The 23,240-nt window shown below is 69.8% G+C and carries 17 protein-coding genes; 14 read left to right on the forward strand and 3 right to left on the reverse strand.

Going from position 1 to position 23,240, the window contains the following annotated elements; genetic code table 11:
• Positions 1-48 precede the first annotated feature (48 nt).
• The 7 genes from AC21LY_RS11400 to AC21LY_RS11430 are packed head-to-tail and all read left to right on the forward strand — an operon-like array spanning position 49 to position 7,332.
• A complete protein-coding gene (locus AC21LY_RS11400; RefSeq protein WP_489046583.1) occupies positions 49-819 on the forward strand; it encodes an enoyl-CoA hydratase-related protein in 771 nt (256 codons plus the stop codon).
• Complete coding sequence (locus tag AC21LY_RS11405; RefSeq protein WP_489046584.1) at positions 816-1,748, forward strand: acyl-CoA dehydrogenase family protein; 933 nt, start codon at positions 816-818, stop codon at positions 1,746-1,748. Before AC21LY_RS11400 ends, AC21LY_RS11405 begins: the two co-directional genes overlap by 4 nt.
• Positions 1,738-2,967, forward strand: a complete 1,230-nt coding sequence (locus tag AC21LY_RS11410; RefSeq protein ID WP_489046585.1) for a CaiB/BaiF CoA transferase family protein — start codon at positions 1,738-1,740, stop codon at positions 2,965-2,967. The genes AC21LY_RS11405 and AC21LY_RS11410 overlap by 11 nt, the downstream gene beginning before the upstream one ends.
• Entirely contained in the window at positions 2,955-3,734 is a 780-nt protein-coding gene (locus AC21LY_RS11415) for an enoyl-CoA hydratase/isomerase family protein (protein ID WP_489046586.1), read from the forward strand. Before AC21LY_RS11410 ends, AC21LY_RS11415 begins: the two co-directional genes overlap by 13 nt.
• Positions 3,731-4,897, forward strand: coding sequence for an acyl-CoA dehydrogenase family protein (locus AC21LY_RS11420; protein WP_489046587.1), 1,167 nt, complete (start codon positions 3,731-3,733; stop codon positions 4,895-4,897). The genes AC21LY_RS11415 and AC21LY_RS11420 overlap by 4 nt, the downstream gene beginning before the upstream one ends.
• A complete protein-coding gene (locus AC21LY_RS11425) occupies positions 4,894-6,105 on the forward strand; it encodes a CoA transferase (RefSeq protein WP_489046588.1) in 1,212 nt (403 codons plus the stop codon). Before AC21LY_RS11420 ends, AC21LY_RS11425 begins: the two co-directional genes overlap by 4 nt.
• 54 nt (positions 6,106-6,159) lie before the next feature.
• Positions 6,160-7,332, forward strand: a complete 1,173-nt coding sequence (locus tag AC21LY_RS11430; protein WP_489046589.1) for an MFS transporter — start codon at positions 6,160-6,162, stop codon at positions 7,330-7,332.
• Positions 7,333-7,462: 130 nt separating this feature from the next.
• Here the strand turns inward: AC21LY_RS11430 and AC21LY_RS11435 are convergent, their stop codons facing one another.
• The 3 genes from AC21LY_RS11435 to AC21LY_RS11445 form a co-directional block, all read right to left on the reverse strand.
• Positions 7,463-8,860 (reverse strand): MFS transporter, encoded by a 1,398-nt coding sequence (locus AC21LY_RS11435; RefSeq protein ID WP_489046590.1) that lies wholly within the window; start codon positions 8,858-8,860, stop codon positions 7,463-7,465.
• 105 nt (positions 8,861-8,965) lie between these two features.
• A complete protein-coding gene (locus AC21LY_RS11440; protein WP_489046591.1) occupies positions 8,966-9,952 on the reverse strand; it encodes an NAD-dependent epimerase/dehydratase family protein in 987 nt (328 codons plus the stop codon).
• Between the two features lie 140 nt (positions 9,953-10,092).
• Positions 10,093-10,815, reverse strand: coding sequence for a FadR/GntR family transcriptional regulator (locus AC21LY_RS11445; protein ID WP_489046592.1), 723 nt, complete (start codon positions 10,813-10,815; stop codon positions 10,093-10,095).
• Between the two features lie 204 nt (positions 10,816-11,019).
• Here AC21LY_RS11445 and AC21LY_RS11450 point away from each other — a divergent pair, with 204 nt between their 5' ends.
• The 7 genes from AC21LY_RS11450 to AC21LY_RS11480 all read left to right on the forward strand — a co-directional run bounded on the left by AC21LY_RS11450 (position 11,020) and on the right by AC21LY_RS11480 (position 23,221).
• The gene (locus AC21LY_RS11450; RefSeq protein ID WP_489046593.1) at positions 11,020-12,012 is read left to right on the forward strand and encodes a MaoC family dehydratase; all 993 of its coding nucleotides are present in this window, start codon (positions 11,020-11,022) and stop codon (positions 12,010-12,012) included.
• Complete coding sequence (locus AC21LY_RS11455; protein WP_489046594.1) at positions 12,009-12,875, forward strand: HpcH/HpaI aldolase/citrate lyase family protein; 867 nt, start codon at positions 12,009-12,011, stop codon at positions 12,873-12,875. The genes AC21LY_RS11450 and AC21LY_RS11455 overlap by 4 nt, the downstream gene beginning before the upstream one ends.
• Positions 12,876-13,046: 171 nt before the next feature.
• Positions 13,047-14,708, forward strand: a complete 1,662-nt coding sequence (locus AC21LY_RS11460) for an AMP-binding protein (RefSeq protein WP_489046595.1) — start codon at positions 13,047-13,049, stop codon at positions 14,706-14,708.
• Between the two features lie 143 nt (positions 14,709-14,851).
• Positions 14,852-16,099, forward strand: a complete 1,248-nt coding sequence (locus tag AC21LY_RS11465) for an MFS transporter (RefSeq protein WP_489046596.1) — start codon at positions 14,852-14,854, stop codon at positions 16,097-16,099.
• Positions 16,100-16,180: 81 nt separating this feature from the next.
• Positions 16,181-19,582 (forward strand): pyruvate carboxylase, encoded by a 3,402-nt coding sequence (locus AC21LY_RS11470; RefSeq protein WP_489046597.1) that lies wholly within the window; start codon positions 16,181-16,183, stop codon positions 19,580-19,582.
• 221 nt (positions 19,583-19,803) lie between these two features.
• Positions 19,804-21,792 (forward strand): beta-glucoside-specific PTS transporter subunit IIABC, encoded by a 1,989-nt coding sequence (locus AC21LY_RS11475; protein WP_489046598.1) that lies wholly within the window; start codon positions 19,804-19,806, stop codon positions 21,790-21,792.
• Positions 21,793-21,805: 13 nt separating this feature from the next.
• The gene (locus tag AC21LY_RS11480; protein ID WP_489046599.1) at positions 21,806-23,221 is read left to right on the forward strand and encodes a glycoside hydrolase family 1 protein; all 1,416 of its coding nucleotides are present in this window, start codon (positions 21,806-21,808) and stop codon (positions 23,219-23,221) included.
• Positions 23,222-23,240: the final 19 nt, after the last annotated feature.

A 23,240-nucleotide genomic window follows, 5' to 3' on the forward strand; every position in this document is an offset into this window, starting at 1 on the left:
GAGAGGGGCTGTGCTGTGCGGCCCTGTAGTCGTGGAAGTGGTAGTGATATGACCTACGAGGACATCGTCGTCACCGTCGACGACGGAGTGGCGACCATTGCGATCAATCGCCCGGAGAACGCGAACAAGCTGCGCTTCGAGACTGCGCGTGAGCTGCTGGACGCCTTCCGGATGGTGCGCGAGACCCCGTCGATCGACGTCGCCGTGCTCACCGGCACGGGGGACAAGTTCTTCTGCATCGGCGGCGAGCACGAGGAGCTGTCCTCGCTCGACTACTCCAGCGTGATGCCCGTGATCGACCTGTACGAGTTCATCGACACCATGCCCAAGCCTGTGATCGCTGCGGTCAACGGCTACGCGGTCGGCGGCGGGAACGTGCTTCAGGTGGTGTGCGACCTGTCCGTCGCGGCGCCCCACGCGATCTTCCGGCAGGTCGGTCCGATGGTCGGGAGCTTCGACGCCGGGTACGGCACCTGGTACCTGGAGGAGACCGTCGGCCGCCGCCGGGCCAAGGAGATCTGGTACCTCAACCGCAAGTACACCGCCGAGCAGGCCCAGGCGATCGGGCTCGTCAACGACATCGCGGAGGACCCGGTCGCCCACGCGCAGGAGATCGCGCAGACGCTGCGGAACCGGGGCCCGTTCGCGATCGGCGCCCTCAAGACCGCCTTCTCCGGCCGGCACACCGGCGTCGCCGGGCAGGCGAGGCTCGCTCATGACCTCCTGCTGACGGCGTACCGGAGCACGCAGGAGGCCGAGGAGATGTCGCAGTCCTTCGAGCAGCGGCGCGAGCCCGACCGGACGAGGTTCTACAAGTGACGTCGATCAGCCCGGAGTTGGCGGACTTCCTCGAGGTCGTCGACCGCGTGGCCCAGGCATCGGGGGAATCGGGCGATGAGCTCGCCGGCGCGCGGAACTCCCTGCGCGACACCGGCCTTCTCGACCTGGGGCGCGACACCGTCGACGAGGCGGACGCCGTGTACTGGCTCGCGCACACCGTACGCACCGCGGCCGAGTACGATCCCTCGCTGGCCTTCGTCCTCGCCGGCAGGTACGTCGCGGACCGGGCTCTCGGCAGGGACGAGCACGGGCCCACCTTCGCGCTCGCGGTGCCCGGGAGCAGTCCCGTCGTGGCCTCCGCGTTGGCGCCGGATCAGGTCGTGGTGCTCGACGTGGCGAAGACGACGCTGCACGCCGTGCCGTGGGCAGCGCTGTCGCAGGCGGACGACCGCCGCACGGGGTTGCGCCGTGCGGGCCTGGTGTCGGTCGCGGTGCCCGACGGTGCCGCCCAGCTGACCGGTGACGCCGGCGACGTCGCCTATCTCTGGGATCTGTTGACGGCGGCCGCCCTGGTGGGCGTGGCCCGCAGGGCCTTGACCCAGACCCAGTCCTATGTCCTCGAGCGTCACCAGTTCGGCGTCCCCATCGGCTCGTTCGCGGGGCTCCGCGCCCTGGTGGCGGACATGGACCTCGCCGTGGCGGGGATGGACACCGCCCTCGATCGTGCGCTGCAGGACGCGTCGGCCATTCACGGCCTCGCCGCCACTGCGGGCCGCGCCGCGGTCGGCGTGTGCATCGACGCGATCCAGGCGCACGGCGGCTACGGCTACATCGACGAGTACCCGCTCGCGGGACTGCTGCGCGATGCGATGGGGATTCAAGCGCGAGCCGGCGGCAGGCGTTTGCACGCCGCCCGGGTCGCGGAGCGTGGGCTGGGCCCACGGAAGGGAGGTTCCAGTGACCGATGAGGATTCGCCCGGCGCGGGCGCGAAGACGGGGCCGCTGCACGGTATCCGCGTGATCGACATATCGTCGTCGTACGCGGCGCCGACGACGTCGATGTACCTCGCGGACATGGGCGCCGACGTGATCAAGATCGAGCCGCTGAGCGGCGACGACGCCCGAGGCTGGGGGCCGCCCTTCCTCAACGGCGAGGCGGCGTGGTTCCTCTCCGTGAACCGGAACAAGCGCAGCCTCTGCCTCGATCTGCGGAGCGAGGCGGGCATGAACGTGCTCTTCCAGCTGCTCGAAACAGCGGACGTGTTCATCGAGAACATGAACCCGGTCAAGCTCGACAAGCACGGGCTCGGGCTCGAACGCCTCCGCGAGCGATTCCCGAAGCTCGTGATCTGCGCGTTCTCGGGGTTCGGCCTCACCGGGCCCGACGCCGGCCTACCCGGATACGACCTGATCGCCCAGGCCCGCTCCGGGATGATGAGCGTGACCGGTGCGGACGGGATTCCGCAGCGCGTGAGCACGGCCCTGTCGGACGTGGCCGCAGGCACGGTCGCCGCTTTCGCGGTCGCGGCGGCGCTGGTCCGCCAGCAGGCCTCGGGCGAGGGAGAGATCGTCGATGTGGCGCTTCTCGAGGCGGACCTCGCGTTCATGTCGCCGCGGATCGCCAGCTTCCTCGCGGGCGAACCCGAACCGAAACCGTGCGCGGGGCAGGACTCCGTGGTTGCGATCTACCAGCGGATGCAGACCGCGGACCGGCCCATCGTGATCGCGATCGGCAACGACCGGCACTGGCAACGATCCTGCGCGGCACTGGGGCTGGACGACCTGGCCGCGCGGGAGGATCTGGCGACGAACGCCGACCGCCGAGCCAGCCGCGAGGAGGTCGTCGGCGCCTTCCAGGAGCGGCTCGAGAAGCTGAGCTCGGCGGAGGCGCTGAAGCTGTTAGAGGAGGTCGGCGTTCCGTGCGGCCGGATCAACTTCCTGTCCGAAGTGGTGACCGATCCGCAGGTCGAGGCCCGCGGGGCGATCGTGGACTATCAGCATCCGGTCGCGGGCGTCTTCCGCGGGGTGGGTGCGCCGTGGCGCCTGTCGTCGGACCCGCAGGACCGGCAGGCGCGGATCCCCGCACCTACTCGTGGCCAGCACGGCCGCGAGATCCTGGCGGAGATCGGCCTGGAGAACGAGGCCGTGACAGAACTCGTGGAGAAGGAGGCGGTGTGGGTTCCCTGACCGTGACCGAACACAAGGGACGCGTGCTGACGATCGAGATCAGCCGTCCGGCACAGCTCAACGCGCTGAACTCCCAGGTCCTGCGCGAGATCCACGCCGCACTCGACTGGGCCCAGTCCGACCCCGGGATCGGGGCCGTCGTGATCCGCGGGAGCGGTGACCGCGCCTTCAGTGCGGGGGCGGATCTCGACGAGATCCGGGGCCTGGCGATCGATGATTCCCAGGCGTTCATCAAGGCCGGCCACCGCACGATGTCCGCGATCGCGGACTCCGTCGTCCCCGTGATCGCGGAGGTCGATGGCTACGCCCTCGGCGGCGGATTCGAGCTCGTGCTCGCGTGCCACATCGTCGTGGCCTCGGACCGGAGTAGGTTCGGGCTCCCGGAGGCGCGAATCGGATGCATCCCCGGCTTCGGTGGTACGCAGCGGCTCGCGCTGTCTGTCGGGAAGCCGGCCGCGATGCTCCTGATGCTCGGCGGCGAGCGGATCGACGCGGAGCGGGCCTGGCAGATGGGCCTGCTCTCCGTCCCTCCGCTCGCACCCGAGGACGCGGCGGCCGAAGCACGGCGGATCGCCGAACTCATCGCTTCCGGCAGCCGACGGGGAATCGCCAACATCCTCGACGCCGCGCGGCCCGCGTTCGCGGAAGCGGCGCTGGCGCACGAGGCCGCCGTCGCGGGGATCGCGATCGCCTCCCGGGACGGCCAGGAGGGGATCAATTCCTTCGCCGAACGCCGTGAGCCCGTCTTCGAGAGGGGCGAGGGATGAGCGCGCCCCGGAAGCTCTGGAGTTCGGTCGATCCGGAGGTGATCGGCACCGTCGACCGGGTGGTCGAGCGGACGATCGCGCCGCAGGCGCCGTTCGTGGACGGTTCCGCGGAGTTCCCGAGCGCGGGCCTCGCCGGCCTGTGCGAGGCGGGGCTGGGCATCATGCAACTGCCGGCCTCCGTCGGCGGAGCGGAGACGAGCACGGCGACGTACGCCGAAGCGCTGTCTCGCATCGCCGCGGCGTGCGGATCGACGTCCACCGTGTACATGACGCAGATGCACGCCGCTCACCCCATTCACCTGCAGGGCTCCGACGAGCAGATCCGGACGTGGGTGCCGCGGCTGTGCGACGGCACGGCGGTGGGTTCGATCGCGCTCACCGAGCCCGAGGCCGGCTCCGACGTGGGCGCCATGCGGACGGTGGCGCGCCGCGACGGTGACCACTACGTCGTGAACGGGGAGAAGACCTTCATCTCCAACGGCGACCGCGCGGACGTGATCGTCCTCTTCGCCAGCGTCGATCCCGCTCGTGGCAAGGACGCCGTGACGGCCTTCCTCCTGGATACGGCCGCGCTGTCGGGCTTCCAGCCCGGTCCGCCCATGCACAAGCTGGGACAGAAGGGCGCGTCGACCGTGACGCTGTCGTTCCAGGACTGCCGGATCCCGGTGAGCGCGCGGATGGGGGAGGAGGGCGAGGGCTACCCGTTGCTGCTGCGCTCGGTGGTCCGGTCCCGCATCAGCGCGGCCGCGCAGGGGGTCGGTTTCGCGCAGGGCGCCTTCGACGCCGTCGTCGCGTGGGCCATGGAGCGAGACCTGCTGTCGTCGAAGATCGCCGAGGCGCAGGACCTGCAGTTCGAGCTCGCCCGGCTGCGCGGCGATATCACCGCGGCGCGGGCCATGCTCATGTCGGTCTCCGATCTTGTGGACACCAGCGAGGAGGAGCCCGTCGCGGAGGTCTCGCTGCTGAAGATGCACTGCACCACGCTGGGCACCACGGTCGCGGCACGCTGCGTCGAGTTGCTCGGTCCCGACGGGGATCTGGTCTCGGCCGGCGCGGAGCGCCGCCTCCGCGACGCGAAGATCACCGAGATCTACGACGGCACCAACCAGGTGCAGAGCATGCTCGTCGCGCGCGACATCCGCCTGTCGGCCGGCACACGATGAGCACCGCGACGCCCGGACCGCTCAGCGGCGTCCGCGTGGTGGAGGCGTCGTCCTTCGTCGCCGGACCGTCGGCGGGCCTGGCGTTGAGCCAGCTCGGCGCCGAGGTCATCCGGGTGGACCCGCCCGGCGGCGGCAGCGACGCCGGGCGGTGGCCGCTGTCCCGGACCGGAGCCAGCCTGTTCTGGGCGAACCTCAACCGTGGCAAGCGCTCGGTCACCATCGACCACCGCTCGCCGCAGGGGCGCGAGCTGTTGCTCGCGCTCGCCACCACGCCCGGGCCGAACGGTGGTGTGCTCGTCGACAACATGGTGGGCGGCAAGCGGATCCGGTACGAGGAACTCACCGCCCGGCGCGCGGACGCGATCGGCGTGCACATCGAGGGCAGGTTCGGCGGCGGCCCGGCCGTCGACTACTCGATCAACGCCGAGGTGGGCGTGCCGCTCATGACGGGGCCCCGCGAGCTGGTCGGCCCCGTCAATCACGTGGTCCCCGCGTGGGACCTGGTGACCGGGATGATCGCCGCGAACTCCGTCTCGGCGGCCCTACTACGGCGCGAGCGCACGGGCGCGGGCTCGAAGGTCGACATCGCGCTCGCGGACGTGGCTCTGGCCGGCGTGGCCGAGATGGGCTGGCTGGCGGAGGTGTACGAGTCCGGCGCGCCGCGCGAACGGGTCGGCAACCACATGTTCGGCACCTTCGGCGTGGACTTCGTCACCTCGGACATGCGCCGGGTGATGGTGGTCGCCCTGACGGTCGGCCAATGGCGTGCGGTGCAGAAGGCCACCGGCACGACCGAGATCTTCGCGGCCCTCGCGCAGAGCTTCGAGATCGATCTGGACGACGAGGGGCAGCGCTTCCGGTTCCGGGAGACCATCGAATCGGTCCTGCGGCCGTGGTTCGCGGCCCGCGACTTCGCCACCGTCGAGCGGGAACTCGACGCGGCGCGGGTGCTGTGGAGTCCGTACCGGGACCTGCACGAGGCGGCGCACATCGCGCTCGCCGCCCCGGAGGGTATCGCCGCGCGGATCGAGCAGCCGGGTGTCGGCGAGATGCTCACCGCGGCCGCGCCCTGGCGCTGGGGCGACGAGCGCGCACCGTCGGTGCCCGCCCCCAAGCTGTCGGCCGACACCGACGAGGTGCTCTCGGAGTTCCTCGGCCTGACCGGGGCGGACCTCGGACGGCTGCGTGCCGACGGCGTGATCGGATAGTCGCCGCCGCGATCGGACGCGCCCCGCCGCGCCGGGCGAAGTGAGGAGCGCACAATGTTGTCCGGCTGGTTCCCGAGACTGATCGTCGTCACGATCACCACGCAGGTCGTGGTGTACATGCTGCGGCCGCTGCTGTCGTACCAGGCCATGGACCAGGGGATCGGGGCGTCCGGCCTCGGTGTGATGGTCGCGGCGTTCTCGGTGCTCTCGCTGCCCCTCGCCGTCCCGGCGGGCCGAGCCGTCGACCGGTGGGGCGAGCGCGGCGTCCTCGCGCTCGGCGCGGTGATCCTCTCGGCGACGGTGGCGGTCCTGGCCCTTCTTTCGGGGTTCGCGGTACTCGTCGTGGGCAGCGCCCTCGTCGGGCTCGGCCAGATGTTGACGATGGTCGCGTGCCAGACCCTGATCGCCAACGATCGCGACGCTCCCCGGCGCGATCAGCGCTTCGCACACTTCACCGTGGCCACCTCTGTCGCCCAGTTCGGAGCGCCGGCGGCGGGTGGGCTCCTCATCGTCGAATCCGCGGGCGGAGGACGGAACTGGGCACCGTCGTACGTGGTCCTGACCGCGTGCGCGCTGATCGGCCTGGCGTTCTCCCTGTCCCTGCTGCTCCGGCCCGGGGCGTTGGCGGCGCGGCCGCAACACTTCGGGAAGGCGGCTCCCGGAGCCCTGCGCGAGGTGCTGAGCTCGCGGACGGTCCTGGTGGGGCTCACCGTGGGATTCGCCAGTCTCTCGGCGATCGACCTGCTCACCGCGTTCCTGCCCGCGTACGGGGAGAGCCGCGGGATCTCGCCGCGGGTGGTCGGCTTCCTCATCGCCACCTACGGCATCGCGTCGATCGCCGCCCGGCTGGTCCTCCAGCGGCTGATCGCGGTGCTGGGGCGTAGAAGGCTCCTGATCACCTGCCTGTCCGGCGCAGCGACGTGCCTCGCGCTGACACCGGTACAGGGCTCGGTCCCGGTCCTCGTCGTCCTCATGGCGCTCGGTGGGGCGACTCTCGGCCTCTGCCAGCCGATCGCGCTCGCATGGGTGGCGAGCGGAGTCCGCCCGGAGGTCCGGGGCACGGCGATGAGCATGCGCCTCGCCGGCAACCGGCTCGGGCAGACCGTCGTGCCGCTGGGCGTGGCCGCGCTCGCCGGGCCCGCGGGTCTGGCTGTGGCCTTCGTCGGCCCGGCGGTCCTGTTGGTGGCCGCCGCGGCGCTGGTCTTCCGTTCCGCGGCACCCGAATAGCGGCCCGATACGCCCGGCTGCTACTCCGGCGGCCGGCGCATTCGTCCGCGCCGCGTGCCTCGCTCCGCCCCGGAGACGACGAAGGCGTCCATCGACGGTCACCCGTCGATGGACGCCTTCGTGCCGGTTCTCAGCTGGTCACAGGAGCCTTGCGGTACCGCTCGTACTCCTCGAGCGAGGCCTGCGGAGCGTGCTTCTGGCCGAGGTCGTCCAGCCGCACCCGCGACGTCTCCCGCGAGAAGTACGCGCCGATGGCCGCGATCACACCGAAGCCGAAGACCACCGATCCGACGATCACCGGGACGTTCGAACCGGGCGGGGCGATGGACGCGAAGACGAGGGCCATGATCGCGGTCGCCATTCCGGCGACGTTCTGGGGAATGGCGAATCCGGTGACGCGGGTCCTGGTGGGGAACTGCTCCTGGCACAGGCTCGGGAAGACGCCCTGGAACCCCTGGAAGGTGATGCCGTAGGAGAGGAGGCCGAAGACGACCATGAGTGCCATGTTGTGGATGCTGATCGCGTAGAGGTACACGAAGGCGAGCGCCGTCGAACTGAGGCAACCGACGATCATGACGGGCCGCCGGCCGAACTTGTCGGAGAGCCTCCCGGCCACCGGGACGAGGAGCGCCGCCAGGGTGTTGCCCGCCAGGGACAACCAGAGCAGGTTCGTGGCGGTGAAGCCGTTCCCGTAGGCCTTGTTGGTGGCGTAGGTCGCTCCGAAGACCAGGATGACCACGGGGATCACCGTCATGAGCATGATGCAGAAGACGCGCACCATGTCGGCGCCGTTGTTACGCACCGCTTCGACGATCGGCGCCGGCGGGATCTCGGCCTCTTCCTTCTCCTCGAGGAAGGCCGGCGGCTCGTCGACCCGGCGCCGGATGATGATGCCGACGAGAACCACGACGGCGCTCAGCAGGAACGGGATGCGCCAGCCCCACGTGTGGAAGGCCTCGTCCGGCAACCACGTCGCCATGGGGAGGAAGGCCGCCGCCGCGATGATCTGACCGGCCGCGACGCCCTGCATGATGAAGCTGGTGTAGTAGCCGCGCTTGCCGAACGGCGCGTGCTCCATGACCATCGCGCTGGCGCCCGAGACCTCGCCGCCGACCGCGAACCCCTGGATCAGGCGGAGGAAGACCAGCATGGCCGGGGCCCATAGCCCGATCGTGGCGTACGACGGGATCAAGCCGACGCAGAAGGTCGCGACCCCGATGAGCAGCATGCACAGGACGAGGACGTTCTTGCGGCCGAACTTGTCGCCCCAGTGCCCGAGGACGAAGCCGCCGACCGGCCGCGCGACGTAGCCGACGCCGTAGGTCGCGAAGGACGCGATGATGGCGACGGTCGGATCGGTCTTCGGGAAGAAGAGGGTGGGGAAGACCAGTGCTGCGGCCTGCGCGTAGATGAAGAAGTCGTAGTACTCGAGGGCGGAACCCACCCAGCCGCTCGCGGTCGCCTTCTTGGGCGTCTTGCGGTGCTCCGGTTCGTCGGGCCGTACCCGCCCGGCCACGTCTTCACTCAATGGAATCCTCCTCGGACTGTGACTCCCAGCACCGTAGCTGTAGCCATGTGATCGCCAACACGAACAACCTAGCGGATGAGTGACAATACAGCAATAGTCAGATATTTACGCGGTGTGGATTGCAGATGTCACTGAGTCGGGCTGGGACGCTGTGGGCACGTGCCCGTCGATCACCGAGGTGAGCCCGTCCTCGAGGCCGACCTCGGGACGGAAGTCGAGCACCGTCGTCATCCGGGTCTGGTCGACCACCTGGTGGCGGGTCCGGCTCTCGTCGTAGACGATCGAGTCCGGGTCGCCTCCGGCGAGCCGCGCGAGCGTGCCGTAGATCTCGGTGGACGTCAGCGGCAGGCCGGAGACGTTGACGGCCATGCGTGTCGCCGTCGAGAAGGCGGCGCGCCGTAGCGCCTCGGCGACGTCGTCGACGTGGATGAGTCCGTGTCGGGCGGTGGCGGCCCAGGGGACCGTGAGCGGCTCACCGGCCCCGATCGCGGTCAGGACGTCGGTCATCAGAGCGCCGTTGGAACCCGCGCTGCTGCCCGGGCCGTAGATGGTCCCGAGGCGCAGTGCGAGGTACTCGGGACCGCCGGCGCCGGCGAACGCCTCGAGATAGGCCTCGGCGGCCAGCTTTGTCGCCGCGTACATGTTCACGCCTGCCGGGACCCACGGCTCGTCCTCGGTGATCGGGGCGCGGTGCGGGTCCTGGAACGCGCCGTAGACAGTGTGCGAGGAGCCGAAGACGATCCGCCGGGTCCCAGCGTCCCGGGCGGCGGTGAGCAGGTCGTACATCGCCCCGACGTTGACCTCGTGTGCCAGGCGCGGATGCTTCGCCGACGCGCTGGTCCGCACGGCGGCCAGATGGACGACGACATCGGCGTCGCGCACCAGTGCGCGGAGCGCGTCCGGGTCCCGCAGGTCGGCGGCCTGTGTCGTCACGGAATCCAGTGCGGACAGCTGCTCCAGGCGTTCCGGAGCGCCCACGTCGGTGGCGGTCACCGTCGAACGGGGATCGGTGGCGAGGAGCTCGACGAGGCGGGATCCGACGAACCCTCCCGCTCCGGTGACGAGGACGTGCTGTCGGGGTTGCGCAGACATGGCGGGGGACTCTCCATCGCTCGGTGACCGCCCGGGGTCGACGGGGCGGCGTGATCGGATGATGGAGAGAATCTAGCAGCACCGCTAATGTCTGACCGAGAATCGGCGTGCTCACCCTGCTCGATGCGAGCCGGGGTCGGTCAGTACGGCAGTGAGTACTTGAGCACGTAGTCGAGGTGCTCGCGCATGGCCTCGGCGGCCTTCGGTCCGTCGCCGGCCTCGATCGCGGTGGTGATGTCGATGTGCTGGCGCAGCGCCTTGTGGGCGACCTCCTGGGTGACGTGGAGGTACTGCGCCGGGTGGGAGCAGTTGTGGACCGACGCGATGAAGGCTGCGAGCAGGCGGTTGCCCGATGCGTATCCGATCGCCGTATGGAAACGCAGATCGTATTCCGGGATGTCGGGATCGTTGATGCTGATCTTCTTCTGCTGTTCGATGACCGATTTCAGCTTCGCGATGTCCTCGTCGGTGCGATTCTTGGCCGCCCACTCCGCGGCGGGGATCTCCAGTACGCGTCGGACCTCGGTGATCTCGCCGATGTCCAGCGCGCCGATGCGGACGATCGTGTCCATGGACTCGCTCAGCATCTGGCTGAGTGAGTCCGGGGTCACGGTGTTGACGAAGCTGCCGCCGGCGACGCCCGGGATCTTGCGGATCAGGCCCGCACTGACCAGTGCGCCGAGCGCCTCGCGCACGGTCGGCCGACTGACACCGAACTGCTGTGCCAGCTCGGTCTCCGGCGGGAGCTTGTCGCCCTGCGCGAAGCGGCCGTCGAGGATCGCTTCCCGCAGCTGTGCCTCCACCTGGTCGCGCGGCCGGGTGACCTGCCGTGCTGTGAACGACTTGGGTCGCGAGGATGCCATCTGTTCTCCGGAGGTTAGCGGGCTACGACGATACGGCCTTCGATAATTGTCCTACAGTCTCGCACAGTGTAGGCCGATGTGCTGCGATGTGGCCCCGCGCGGCGGCGTCCGTCGAGTTCGGCGCGCCGGAGGGCGAGCGACTGCTATTGGTAGCCTGTAAATCATATGACAATATGTTGCTTATCAACGAAAGGCGGTCGGGTCATGGAGAGCCGTTCCAAGAGTGTTCGGAGCCCCTATTTCGACGAGCTCCGGGTGGGGCGGGTCTTCGACACCGCACCGGCGGTGACGCTGACGGAGGGGATGGCGGCCGTGCACGCGAGCATCGTCGGCAACCGCCTGTCGCTGTCGCTGGACGCGGACCTCGCGCGCGGGGTAACCGGCCGTCGCGTCGTCAGCCCCGCGCTCGCCTGGGACGTCTCGATCGGTCAGTCGACGATCGCGACGCAGCACGTGCGCGCGAACCTGTTCTATCGAGGCCTGTGCTTCTCCCGCCTGCCCGCGATCGGCGATACGCTGCGCACCACGACGACCGTGGAGGCGCTGCGCGAGAACACGCGCCGTCCGGATCGCCCCGCGACCGGGCTGGCCGTCCTGCGGATCGTCACCGTCGACCAGGAGGGGCGCACCGTCCTCGACTACCGGCGCTGCGCGATGCTCCTGCTGTCCGCGGACGCGCCGGCGACGGGCTGTGCCGACGAGCTTCCGGGCGCCGTCGACCTCCCGGACGATGACGCCATGTTCTCCTCCGTCGACGGTTGGGACCTCGGCGCCACCGGCGGCATCCGGGCCGACCGGCGCGTCGGCGACGTCCTCCAGGTACTGGGCGGCGACGTCGTGACGAATGCCCCCGAGCTGGCGCGGCTCACCGGCAACGTCGCGCGCGTGCACCACGATGCCGCCGCAGGCGGGGGCACCCGCCTGGTGTACGGCGGACACGGCATAGGGCTCGCCTTCCATCACCTCTGCCAGGCCCTGCCGGAGATCGTCACCGTGGCCGGGTGGCATCAGTGCGATCACGTGGGGCCCGTGCACGAGGGTGATCTCCTGGCGTCGACGGTGCGCATCGAGAGCGTCCGGCGGTCCGACGGTGCCGGCGCGACCGCGCTCGGGCTCCACGTCGTGACGGTCCGTCGCGACGACGACGGCTCCGAGCACGAGGTGCTCCGGTGGCGCCCGGTGGTGATCGTCGCGTGAGCGGCCCGCACGAGCTGACGCAGACGATCGGCGCCGCCCGGTCTTTCCTCTTCGTCCCGGGCTCGCGGCCCGAGCGCTTCGCCAAGGCGCGGGCCGCCGGTGCCGACGTGGTGATCATCGATCTCGAGGACGCCGTTGCGCCGCAGGCGAAGCCGGAGGCGCTCGCGGCGGCCGTGGATCGGCTCGGTGACGTCGACGGTGGCCCGCCGGTCATGGTGCGCATCAACGCGATCGATACGCCGTGGCACCTGGCCGAGGTGGAGGCGCTGCGGGACACCGGCGTCGCGCTCATGGTGCCGAAGGCGGAGAACGCCGACGATCTGGGCCTCGTGCACCGCCGGGCCGGTGGGGCGGCCGTGGTTCCCCTCGTGGAGACGCCGCGCGGAGTTCTGGGCGTCGAGACGATCGCGGCGGCGGAGGGAGTCGTGCGCCTGGCGCTCGGCCACATCGATCTGGCCGCGGCCCTCGGTGTCGACCCGGAGTGCCGCGACGCCTTCCTGCACACCCGCACTCGCCTGGTGCTGGCGGGGGCGGCCGCCGGGCTGGCGGCACCGGTGGACGGCGTGACGACGGTGCTCGACGATGCGGATCCGCTGCGCCGCGACCTCGACCACGCGATCGCGCTCGGCTTCGGTGCCAAGCTGTGCATCCACCCGAGCCAGGTCGCGGCCGTACATGCGGCGCTCCGCCCGAGTCCGGAGGCGACCGCGTGGGCGGAGCGGGTGGTCGCGGTGGCGGAGACGGCCGGCGAGGGCGGCGCCGTTGCCGTCGACGGGCGGATGGTGGATCCGCCCGTGATCGCCCGGGCCTATGCCGTTCTCGCGTGCGCTGAGACGCGCCGCAATGACCAACGAGGTTATTGACTAACAGTTGTCTACCGGGCACCATGTGACAACGGTCACCCATGGATCGAGTCCGCGTCGCCGCGCCCGCCCGGGGTGCGGCGCGGCGCCGATCGTGGGGCACCGGATCATGCGATCAGTCTTCGAACGTGACGAGGGCCGCGCGGGAGCGCGGTACCAGTGGAGGTAATGATGAGCTCGGGAAACGTCCAAGCCGCGGGGTCGCTCCCGGTCGGCAGCTTCCTGTCGGACGCCGAGGGGCGCAGCCGGATCGAATCGGGCACGTGGGAGCAGGTCTCGCTCGCCGGGTATCTCGACGATGCCGTGCGGCAGTATCCGGACCGCGTCGCGGCGGTCAGCGTCGACGCCGCGGGAGAGGTTGCGGGGCAGATGACCTACGCGGAGGTCGATCAGTACAGTCGTCGCATCGCTGCAGGTCTACGCGCCCGCGGCATCGGACGGCGGGACGCCGTGTCGGTGATGATGACCAATTCCGCCGAGTTCCTCGGGGTGGTCTTCGGTGTGCTGAGGGCGGGTGCGACGTATTCGGGTATCCCGATCACCTACGGGGCGCACGAAGTCGAGTACATGACGCAGCAGGCCGGCAGCAAGGCCCTGATCGTCTCGCGCTACTACGGCGGGAAGGACGTGCTCGCGACATCGATTCCCGAATCCCTGCTTGTAGGCGATCACCTGGACGTGATCGTGGTGGGCGAGGCGATCGAGGGGACCGTCGGCCTCGACGACGTACTGCGACCGGATTCGTTCTACGCCCCGGTTCCGGCGGATCCGTTCGGCATCGCCCAGTTGGCCTTCACGTCCGGTACCACGAGCGCGCCCAAGGCCGTGATGAACCTGCACGCGACGCTCGACGCGATGGTGCGCGGCTGGGCGGATCACGTCGGCCACGCCGCCTTCGGGAAACCGCTGGTCAATCTCGTCATGTCGCCGGTCGGGCATTCGACGGGCTTCTTCTGGGGCACGCTTCTGACCGTCTACCTCGGTGGTACCGCGGTCTACGTCGAGCGCTGGAGTCCCGAGGTGGGAGTCAAGGTCATCGACGAGCAGGACATCACCTTCATGATCGGCGCGCCGACCTTCCTCATCGACCTCATCCGCACGGCGGGCCTGACCAAGGAGCGGGCGAGGGCGCTCGAGCTGGTCGTCGTTGCGGGAGCGCCGATCCCACGGCCGCTCATGCGCGAGGCCGAGGACGCCCTCGACTGCGCGGTCGTTCCCGCGTGGGGCATGACGGAGTTCGGCATCGCGGTGTCGGGACGCCCCGGTGCGGACGCGATCAACCATTCCACCGACGGTGTGCCGCTGGCCGCGGCGGAGGTGAGCATCCGGGACGAGTCGGGGGCCGAGAAGCCGGCCGGCGTGGAGGGCGACCTCTGGATCCGCGGGAGCGGCCTGTTCGTCGGCTACGCCGGGCGGCCCGACGCCACGGCGGAGGCGTTCGACTCCGAGGGCTGGTTCTCCACCGGCGATACGGCCGTCCGCGGCGAAGACGGCTCCGTGACCATCACCGGCCGCACCAAGGACATCATTATCCGGGGCGGTGAGAACATCCCGGTCGGCACCGTCGAGAGCCTGATCTTCAAGCATCCGTCGGTGACCGATGTCGCGGTGGTGGGTTACCCGGACGAGCGGCTCGGCGAGCGGGCCTGCGCCTTCCTGCGCTGCCGGCCCGGTGAATCGCTCGACGTCGAGGCGCTGCGCGACTTCCTCGTGGATGCGGGGCTGGCCAAGCGATACTGCCCCGAGCGGGTTCTGGTCGTCGGCGAACTGCCGAAGACCATGAGCGGGAAGATCCGGAAGGTCGAGCTCCGGGAGCAGCTCAGCCGCGGCTGACCGACAGACCTGCCGGGCAACTAGGTAATTGTCGGACAGATGAGATATTGTCATACTCGTCAAGGTCCGGCCTAACCCTGGAGGCTCCGATGAGCAGGTCGATTCCCAGATCCGATGTGCGGCGGGTAGGACTCGCCAGCCTGATGGGCACGACGATCGAGTACTACGACTTCTTCGTCTACGGCACCGCCGCCGCCCTGGTGTTCGGGAAGGTCTTCTTCCCGGGCTCCGACCCGCTCACCGGGGCGCTCCTGTCCTTCGCGACGTTCGGCGTGGCCTTCGTCGCCCGGCCCCTCGGCGGCGTGCTCTTCGGGCACGTCGGCGACCGGGTGGGCCGCAAGGCCGCCCTGGTCACCACCCTGCTGATGATGGGCCTCGCCACCGTCGCGATCGGCCTGGTCCCGTCGTACGCCGCGATCGGTGTCGCCGCGCCCCTCCTGCTGGTGGCGCTGCGGTTCGTGCAGGGCATCGCGCTGGGTGGTGAGTACGGCGGCGCCGTGCTCATGACCGTCGAGCACAGCCCGCCCGAGCGGCGCGGCTTCTACAGCTCCTGGGTGCAGACGGGGGCGCAGTTCGGCCTCATCATCGCCAACGTCGTCTACCTGATCATCGGCTCGGTCACCGACGACGAGCAGTTCCTCAGCTGGGGCTGGCGGGTGCCCTTCTGGCTCAGCGCCCTACTGGTGATCCTCGGCCTCGCCATCCGCCTGCGTCTGGAGGAGAGCCCGGAGTTCACGGCGCTCAAGCAGTCCCAGGAGATCGTGCCGGCCCCGGTCGTGGTGGTACTGCGGCGCCACCTCAAGGAGGTTCTGCTCATCGCCGGGGCCGCGGTCGGCAACTCGGTGACCTTCTACGCGGCCACCGTGTTCGGCCTGTCCTACGGCTCGACGCACGGCTTCACCCGGAACCAGATGCTCACGGTCATCATCATCGCCGCGGCCTTCGTGATCGTGGCGAGCATCGCCATGGGTGCGCTCAGCGACCGGTTCGGGCGCAAGCCCGTCTTCGTCGTCGGCAACCTCGCGATCGCCGTGACGGTGTTCCCGTGGATGCTCGCCTTCGACACCCGCAGCCTCCCGGTGGTGATCCTCGCCTATCTGGTGCTGCTGTCCGGCTACTCGATGACGTGGGGCACCATCGGCGTCTTCTTCTCCGAGGTCTTCCAGGGTGCGGTGCGTTACACCGGCCTGTCCATCGGCTTCACGATCGGCGTGATCGTGGGCGGCGCGGTCACCCCTCTCGTGCTCACCAAGCTCGTCGCCCAGTACTCGTCGGCCGTGCCGGTGATGCTCTGGGTCGCCGCGGCCACACTGCTGTCCGCGCTCTGCGCGATTCCCATGCGCAGCGCGGCGGAGAGTCCCCGCGTGCCCGCGCACCGCGCGTCCGTCTGACCCTGCGCGGCCCGGGCGCCTGCCCGGGCCGCGATCACATGTCCGCGAACCACTCGACCGACCACGAGGTTTCTCCGAATCATGTTGCAGAAGTTGCTCGTCGCCAACCGTGGCGAGATCGCCATCCGCGCCCTGCGGGCCGCCTATGAACTCGGCATCGCCACCGTCGCGGTGTATCCGCACGAGGATCGCACATCGGTCCACCGGCTCAAGGCCGACGAGGCGTACCTGATCGGGGAGGAGGGGCACCCGGTCCGTGCGTACCTGTCGGTGGACGAGATCATCGGCGCGGCGAAACGTTCGGGCGCCGACGGTGTCTACCCCGGCTACGGATTCCTGTCCGAGAACCCCGAGCTGGCCGCGGCCTGCGTGCGCGAGGGCATGACCTTCGTCGGACCGTCCGCGGACGTTCTCGAACTGGCCGGGAACAAGGCGCGCGCGGTCGCCGCCGCGCGCGCCGCGGGCCTGCCCGTCCTGGCCTCGTCGGCACCGTCGGACTCCGTCGACGAGCTGGTGGCCGCGGCCGAGGCCATGACCTTCCCGGTCTTCGTGAAGGCCGTGGCGGGCGGCGGCGGCCGCGGCATGCGGCGGGTCGACGAGCCCGAGGCGCTGGCCGAGGCGATCGAGGCGGCGTCGCGGGAGGCGGCCTCGGCGTTCGGCGACGCGACCGTCTTCCTCGAGCAGGCGGTGATCAACCCCCGCCACATCGAGGTCCAGATCCTCGCCGACACCTACGGCAACGTGATCCACCTCTACGAGCGGGACTGCTCGCTGCAGCGGCGGCACCAGAAGGTGATCGAGCTGGCCCCGGCGCCGAACCTGGATCCGGCACTGCGGGAAAGGATCTGCAACGACGCGGTGGCGTTCGCGAGGGCGATCGGCTACTCGTGCGCGGGCACCGTCGAGTTCCTGGTGGACGAGAACGGCCGGCACGTCTTCATCGAGATGAACCCGCGGATCCAGGTGGAGCACACCGTGACCGAGGAGATCACCGACGTCGACCTGGTCCAAGCGCAACTGCGCATCGCCGCAGGCGAATCGCTCCCGGACCTGGGCCTGACCCAGGACGCGATCCGGGTGCACGGCGCCGCGCTGCAGTGCCGCATCACCACGGAGGATCCGGGCAACGACTTCCGCCCGGACACCGGCCGGATCACGACCTACCGTGCCCCCGGTGGTGCCGGCGTGCGGCTCGACGGCGGCACCGTCCTCGGCGCCGAGATCAGCGCGTACTTCGACTCGATGCTGGTCAAGCTCACCTGCCGCGGGCACGACTTCCCGGCGGCGATGGCCCGCGCCCGCCGCGCGGTCGCCGAGTTCCGGATCCGCGGCGTGGCCACCAACATCCCGTTCCTGCAGGGGGTCCTCGACGATCCCGACTTCCGCGCGGGACGGGTCACCACCTCGTTCATCGCCGAGCACCCGGATCTTCTCGGGACGCGGAGCTCGGCCGATCGCGGGACCCGCATCCTGAACTACCTGGCGGACGTCACCGTCAACCGCCCCCACGGCGAGCGTCCCTCCGCGGTGTACCCGCACGAGAAGCTGCCGGCGGTGGACCTGACGCTGCCGCCCCCGCCCGGCTCGCGGCAACGCCTGCAGGAGTTGGGGCCGGCCGGCTTCGCGGCGGCGCTCCGGGAGCAGCGGGCCCTCGCCGTCACCGACACCACGTTCCGCGACGCGCACCAGTCGCTGCTCGCCACGCGGGTGCGAACCCGGGACCTGTTGGGTGTGGCGGGCCACGTCGCGCGCACGACCCCGGAGCTCCTGTCGCTGGAGGCATGGGGCGGCGCGACCTACGATGTGGCGCTGCGCTTCCTGCACGAGGACCCGTGGGAGCGGCTCGCGGCGCTGCGCGAGGCGGTGCCGAACATCTGCCTGCAGATGCTGCTGCGGGGCCGTAACACGGTCGGGTACTCCCCGTACCCCACGGCGGTGACCGACGCCTTCGTCCGTGAGGCCGCCGCGACGGGGATCGACATATTCCGGATCTTCGACGCGCTCAACGACGTCGACCAGATGACGCCCGCGATCGACGCGGTCCTCGCGACGGGAACGGCGATCGCCGAGGTGGCGATGAGCTACACCGGCGACCTCATGGATCCGAACGAGACCCTCTACGACCTGGACTACTACCTGCGTCTCGCCGACCGGATCGTCGCCACCGGGGCGCACGTCCTGGCGATCAAGGACATGGCGGGCCTGCTGCGCCCGCCGGCCGCCACGAAGCTCGTCGGCGCCCTGCGCGAGCGGTTCGACCTCCCGATCCACGTGCACACGCACGACACCCCAGGCGGACAGCTCGCCACCTACCTCGCGGCGCTGGCCGCGGGGGCGGATGCGGTCGACGGTGCCAGCGCGCCACTGTCCGGCACCACGAGCCAGCCGGCGCTCTCGTCGATCGTGGCCGCCACCGCGCACACCGACCACGACACCGGGCTCGACCTGCAGGCGGTCTGCGACCTCGAGCCCTACTGGGACGCCGTGCGGCGGGTCTACGCGCCCTTCGAATCGGGCCTCCCCGCGCCGACCGGCCGGGTGTACCGGCACGAGATCCCGGGCGGCCAGCTGTCCAACCTGCGGCAGCAGGCGGTGGCGCTCGGACTGGGGGACCGGTTCGAGGACGTCGAGGGCGCCTACGCCGACGCGGACCGCGCACTCGGCCACCTGGTCAAGGTGACGCCGAGCTCGAAGGTGGTCGGCGACCTCGCGCTCGCCCTGGTCGGCGCGGAGCTGCCGGTGGGCGAGTTCACCGCCGACCCGTCGAAGCTCGACATCCCCGAGTCCGTCATCGGATTCCTCCAGGGCGAGCTCGGCACCCCGCCGGGCGGATGGCCCGAGCCGCTGCGGACCCGAGCCCTCGAGGGTCGCGGTGCGCCGCGACCGGCACCGTCGCTCTCGGCGGCCGACGAGGCCGGCCTCGTCGGCACCTCCGAGGAACGTCGGGCGACGCTGAACCGGCTGCTGTTCCCGGGACCGGCGCGGGAGTTCGACGAGCACCGCGAGCGCTACGGCGACACGTCGAGACTGTCGTCGAACCAGTTCTTCTACGGGCTCCGCCAGTCGGAGGAGCACCACGTCGAGCTCGCGCCGGGGGTGACCCTGCTGATCGGCCTCGAGGCCATCGGTGAGCCGGACGACCGCGGCATGCGCACCGTCATGTGCCTCCTCAACGGCCAGTTCCGGCCGGTGCAGGTGCGTGATCGATCGGTGGTGAGCGAGCATCCGACGTCCGAGCGGGCCGACCGGACGAACCCGGCGCACATCGGCGCCCCGTTCGCCGGAGCCGTCTCGCTGACCGTTGCGGCGGGCGACAAGGTGGCCGCGGGCGACGTCGTGGCCACGATCGAGGCGATGAAGATGGAGGCGTCGATCACGTCTCCACGCGCCGGCGTGGTGCAGCGCACCGCGATCGCCGCGGTGCAGCAGGTGGAGGCGGGTGACCTGATCGTGGTGCTCGCCGGGCCGGACGCTGCGGACTGATCTGCGCCGCTCGCGGACGAGAGCCGTCCGGTCCGGATGGACCGGGCGGCTCTTGACATCGAGATCTAAGTCATACATATAATGCTAAGTGAGTTAGTTCACATGAGACCCAGGATGTTATTCGTCTGACGCGAAGCAGGACCTGAGCTCTGATACCTCGCCCGGGTGTCGTTGCTCGGGTTCTTTGCACGTATCGAGTCAGAAGGTGAGGTCATGCGATCATGAGCTCGAAATATGCGCCGTTGGCGTCGGAGATCATCGACCTGCTCGGTGGTCCCGGGAACATCCGGTCCGCGTACCACTGCCAGACGCGTCTGCGGTTCGAGTTGGCCGACGAGGCGCGGGTCCAGGTCGAGAAGCTGAACGCGACCGACGGGGTCGCCACCACCCGCAGCTCCGGGGGAACGTTCCAGGTCGTCATCGGCACCCATGTCAAAGACGTCTTCGACGCGCTCGAGCCGATGCTGCCGGGCGCCGGAGCGGCCGCGCCCGTTCGGGATGCGGGCGAGGCGGAGCCCGAAAAGAAGCGGCGGAACCCGCTGACGGCGCTCATCGATTTCATCGCGGGTACCTTCCAGCCGATCGTCCCCGCGCTGTCGGGCGCCGGCATGATCATGGCGCTGCTCGCGGTGCTGACCACCACGAACGCCATCAGCAAGACGTCGCAGACCTACATCGTGCTCGCCTTCATGTCGAACGCGGTGTTCTACTTCCTGCCGGTGTTCGTCGCGATCTCTGCGGCGGACAAGCTCAAGACGAACCGGATCCTCGCCGGTGTGGTCGCCGCGATGATGCTCCACCCGACCTGGGTCCAGATGGTGGCGGACAAGAAGGACGTCAAGCTCTTCGAGATCGTCCCGGTCACGCTCGCCTCGTACGGCTCGACGGTGATCCCGATCATCCTGATCATCTTCGTGCAGGCCTACTTCGAGCGCTGGCTCGACCGGGTGGTGCCGAACGCGATCAAGCTCGTGATCGTGCCGATGGTGGTCTTCCTGGTGATGGGTGTCCTCGCGTTCACCGTGCTCGGCCCCATCGGCTCCGTGATGGGTGGCTGGCTCGCCTCGTTCTTCACCTTCCTCACGCACAGTGCCCCGTGGGCGCCGCCGGTCATCGTCGGCGCGCTGCTCCCCGTGATGGTCATGTTCGGCGTGCACAACGCGATCGCCCCGCTCGGCTTCGCCCAGCTCGCGCAGATGCGCTTCGACAGCATCTTCGGCCCGGGAGCGATCTGCTCCAACATCGCGATGGGCGTCGCGAGCCTGGTGGTGGCGTTCCGCACCAAGGAGAAGAAGGTGCGCCAGATCGCGACCGCCGGTGGCATCACCGGACTGATGGGCATCACCGAGCCCGCCCTGTACGGCGTTGCGCTGCCGAAGAAGTACCCGCTGATCGCCGCCATGATCGGTGGCGGAGCCGGTGGTCTGTTCGCGGGCCTCACCTCGACGCACCGCTTCGCCGTCGGCACCTCCGGCCTGCCCGCCGTCTTCCTCTACATCGGCGACGACACGCTGCGATTCTTCTACCAGATCCTCATCTCGCTCGCGATCACCGCGGTGGTCACCGCGGTCGTCGCCTTCGGTCTCTCATTCCGGTTCGAGAAGGCCGATCCGGAGCAGGACGCGGTCCTGGGCGCCGGCCTCGAACTCGAGCCGACCGCGCCGGCACCGGTCGCGGCGACGGCTGCGGCTCCGGCCGGCGGAGGGGCTGCGGGGGGCGGAGTGGCCACCGTCGTCCGAACCGGACTGACCGAGATCACCTCGCCGGTGCAGGGCACCGTCGTGCCGCTCGACTCGGTGGCGGACGCGGCCTTCGCCTCCGGCGCGATGGGGCCGGGCGTCGGCATCGAACCGGCCGGCGGAACGGTCGTGGCGCCGGTCGGCGGGCGCGTCGTCGCGGCGATGGGCACCGGTCATGCCTACGGCATTCGCACCGATGAGGGGGTCGAGGTCCTCGTGCACGTGGGCATCGACACCGTCCGGATGAAGGGGGAGGGCTTCTCGCCCGCGGTCGCCCAGGGGGACCGGGTCGAGGCCGGTCAGCTGCTGGTGCACGCGGACCTGGACGCGATCCGCGATGCCGGCAACGAAGCCACCGTGATCCTGGTCGTCACCAACGCCGCCAAGGCCGGCACCGTCACCACATCGGTGGACGCCGGCACCGTGGTCGCCGGGGAGCCGGTCCTCGCCGTCACCGCTCACGAGAACTGAGGAAGCACAGGTCATGCAGTACCAGAAGCCACTCTCTTTCCCCGACGACTTCCTCTGGGGCGCTTCCACATCGGCCTACCAGGTCGAGGGCGCGTCCGACGTGGACGGCAAGGGGCCGTCGGTGATCGACGTCCTCGGGCACCGTCCCGCCGGCATCGCGGACTTCACCGTCGCGTCGGATCACTACCACCGCTTTCGCGAGGACATCGCCCTGTTCGGCGAGCTGGGCCTGCGCGCCTACCGCTTCTCGATCGCCTGGACCCGGATAGTCCCCGACGGTGACGGCGCGATCAACCCCGCGGGCATCGCCTTCTACCACGACCTGATCGACGAACTCCGCGCGCGGGACATCGAGCCGATCGTGACGCTCTACCACTTCGACCTGCCGGCGGCGCTCGACGATCGGGGTGGGTGGTCCGACCGGGCGACGATCGACGCCTTCGAGCGGTACGCCCGGATCCTCTTCGAGGAGTTCGGCGGCAAGGTCCGCTACTGGTTGACCATCAACGAACAGAACATGATGGTCCTGCACGGCAAGGCCATCGGCACCACCGGACGCAGCGGGGACGCCGATCAGAAGACCATCTACCAGCAGAACCACCACATGTTCCTGGCCCAGGCGCGGGCCATGGCGCTGTGCCACACGATGCTGCCGGAGGCGAAGATCGGACCGGCGCCCAACATCGTCTCGGTGTACCCGGCGACGTGCGCGCCGGGCGATGTGATCGCCGCCGACGACTGGGATGCGATCCGGAATCTGATGTACCTCGACGTGGCGGTGCGCGGCACCTACCACCCGCTGGCGTGGGCGTACCTGAGCGAGCGCGGCCTGGCGCCCCGGTTCGAGGAGGGCGACGCGGAGACGCTGCGCGGTGCGCATCCGGACTTCATCGCGTTCAACTACTACTCCACGCAGACCGTCGGCGAGTCCCGCGGCGATGCCTCGGACATCCAGACCCGTGGGGGCGACCAGCAGATCGTCCGCGGCGAGGTCGGGTTGTACCGCGCCGTCAAGAATGAGCATCTGCCGACCAATGCGTTCGGCTGGGAGATCGATCCCATCGGGTTCCGCACCACGATGCGCAGGCTGTGGGACCGGTACCGGCTGCCGCTCGTCATCACGGAGAACGGGCTGGGGGCGTTCGACGAAGTCGTCGACGGTCGCGTGCACGACGACTACCGGATCGACTACCTGCGCCGGCACATCGAGCAGATCCAGTGGGCGATCAGCGACGGGGTGGAGGTCTTCGGATACTGCCCGTGGACGGCCATCGACCTGATCTCCACACATCAGGGCATCCGGAAGCGCTACGGATTCGTCTACGTCGACCGGGACGAGGAGGACCTCAAGGATCTCGCGCGGATCAAGAAGGACAGCTTCTACTGGTACCGCGGGGTCATCGCCGGCAACGGCGCGGACCTGTCCTGAGCGGCGACACGAGGACGGC

Source organism: Tsukamurella sp. II2bb, from assembly GCF_057815145.1.

What these genes read in the sequence shown, in the direction of transcription:
- AC21LY_RS11450 (WP_489046593.1), top strand. Translation starts at nt 11,020, where the DNA reads ATGGAGAGCCGTTCCAAGAGTGTTCGGAGCCCCTATTTCGACGAGCTC.
- AC21LY_RS11440 (WP_489046591.1), bottom strand. Translation starts at nt 9,952, where the DNA reads ATGTCTGCGCAACCCCGACAGCACGTCCTCGTCACCGGAGCGGGAGGG.
- AC21LY_RS11475 (WP_489046598.1), top strand. Translation starts at nt 19,804, where the DNA reads ATGAGCTCGAAATATGCGCCGTTGGCGTCGGAGATCATCGACCTGCTC.
- AC21LY_RS11470 (WP_489046597.1), top strand. Translation starts at nt 16,181, where the DNA reads ATGTTGCAGAAGTTGCTCGTCGCCAACCGTGGCGAGATCGCCATCCGC.
- AC21LY_RS11445 (WP_489046592.1), bottom strand. Translation starts at nt 10,815, where the DNA reads ATGGCATCCTCGCGACCCAAGTCGTTCACAGCACGGCAGGTCACCCGG.
- AC21LY_RS11460 (WP_489046595.1), top strand. Translation starts at nt 13,047, where the DNA reads ATGAGCTCGGGAAACGTCCAAGCCGCGGGGTCGCTCCCGGTCGGCAGC.
- AC21LY_RS11465 (WP_489046596.1), top strand. Translation starts at nt 14,852, where the DNA reads ATGGGCACGACGATCGAGTACTACGACTTCTTCGTCTACGGCACCGCC.
- AC21LY_RS11430 (WP_489046589.1), top strand. Translation starts at nt 6,160, where the DNA reads ATGTTGTCCGGCTGGTTCCCGAGACTGATCGTCGTCACGATCACCACG.
- AC21LY_RS11480 (WP_489046599.1), top strand. Translation starts at nt 21,806, where the DNA reads ATGCAGTACCAGAAGCCACTCTCTTTCCCCGACGACTTCCTCTGGGGC.
- AC21LY_RS11425 (WP_489046588.1), top strand. Translation starts at nt 4,894, where the DNA reads ATGAGCACCGCGACGCCCGGACCGCTCAGCGGCGTCCGCGTGGTGGAG.
- AC21LY_RS11420 (WP_489046587.1), top strand. Translation starts at nt 3,731, where the DNA reads ATGAGCGCGCCCCGGAAGCTCTGGAGTTCGGTCGATCCGGAGGTGATC.
- AC21LY_RS11400 (WP_489046583.1), top strand. Translation starts at nt 49, where the DNA reads ATGACCTACGAGGACATCGTCGTCACCGTCGACGACGGAGTGGCGACC.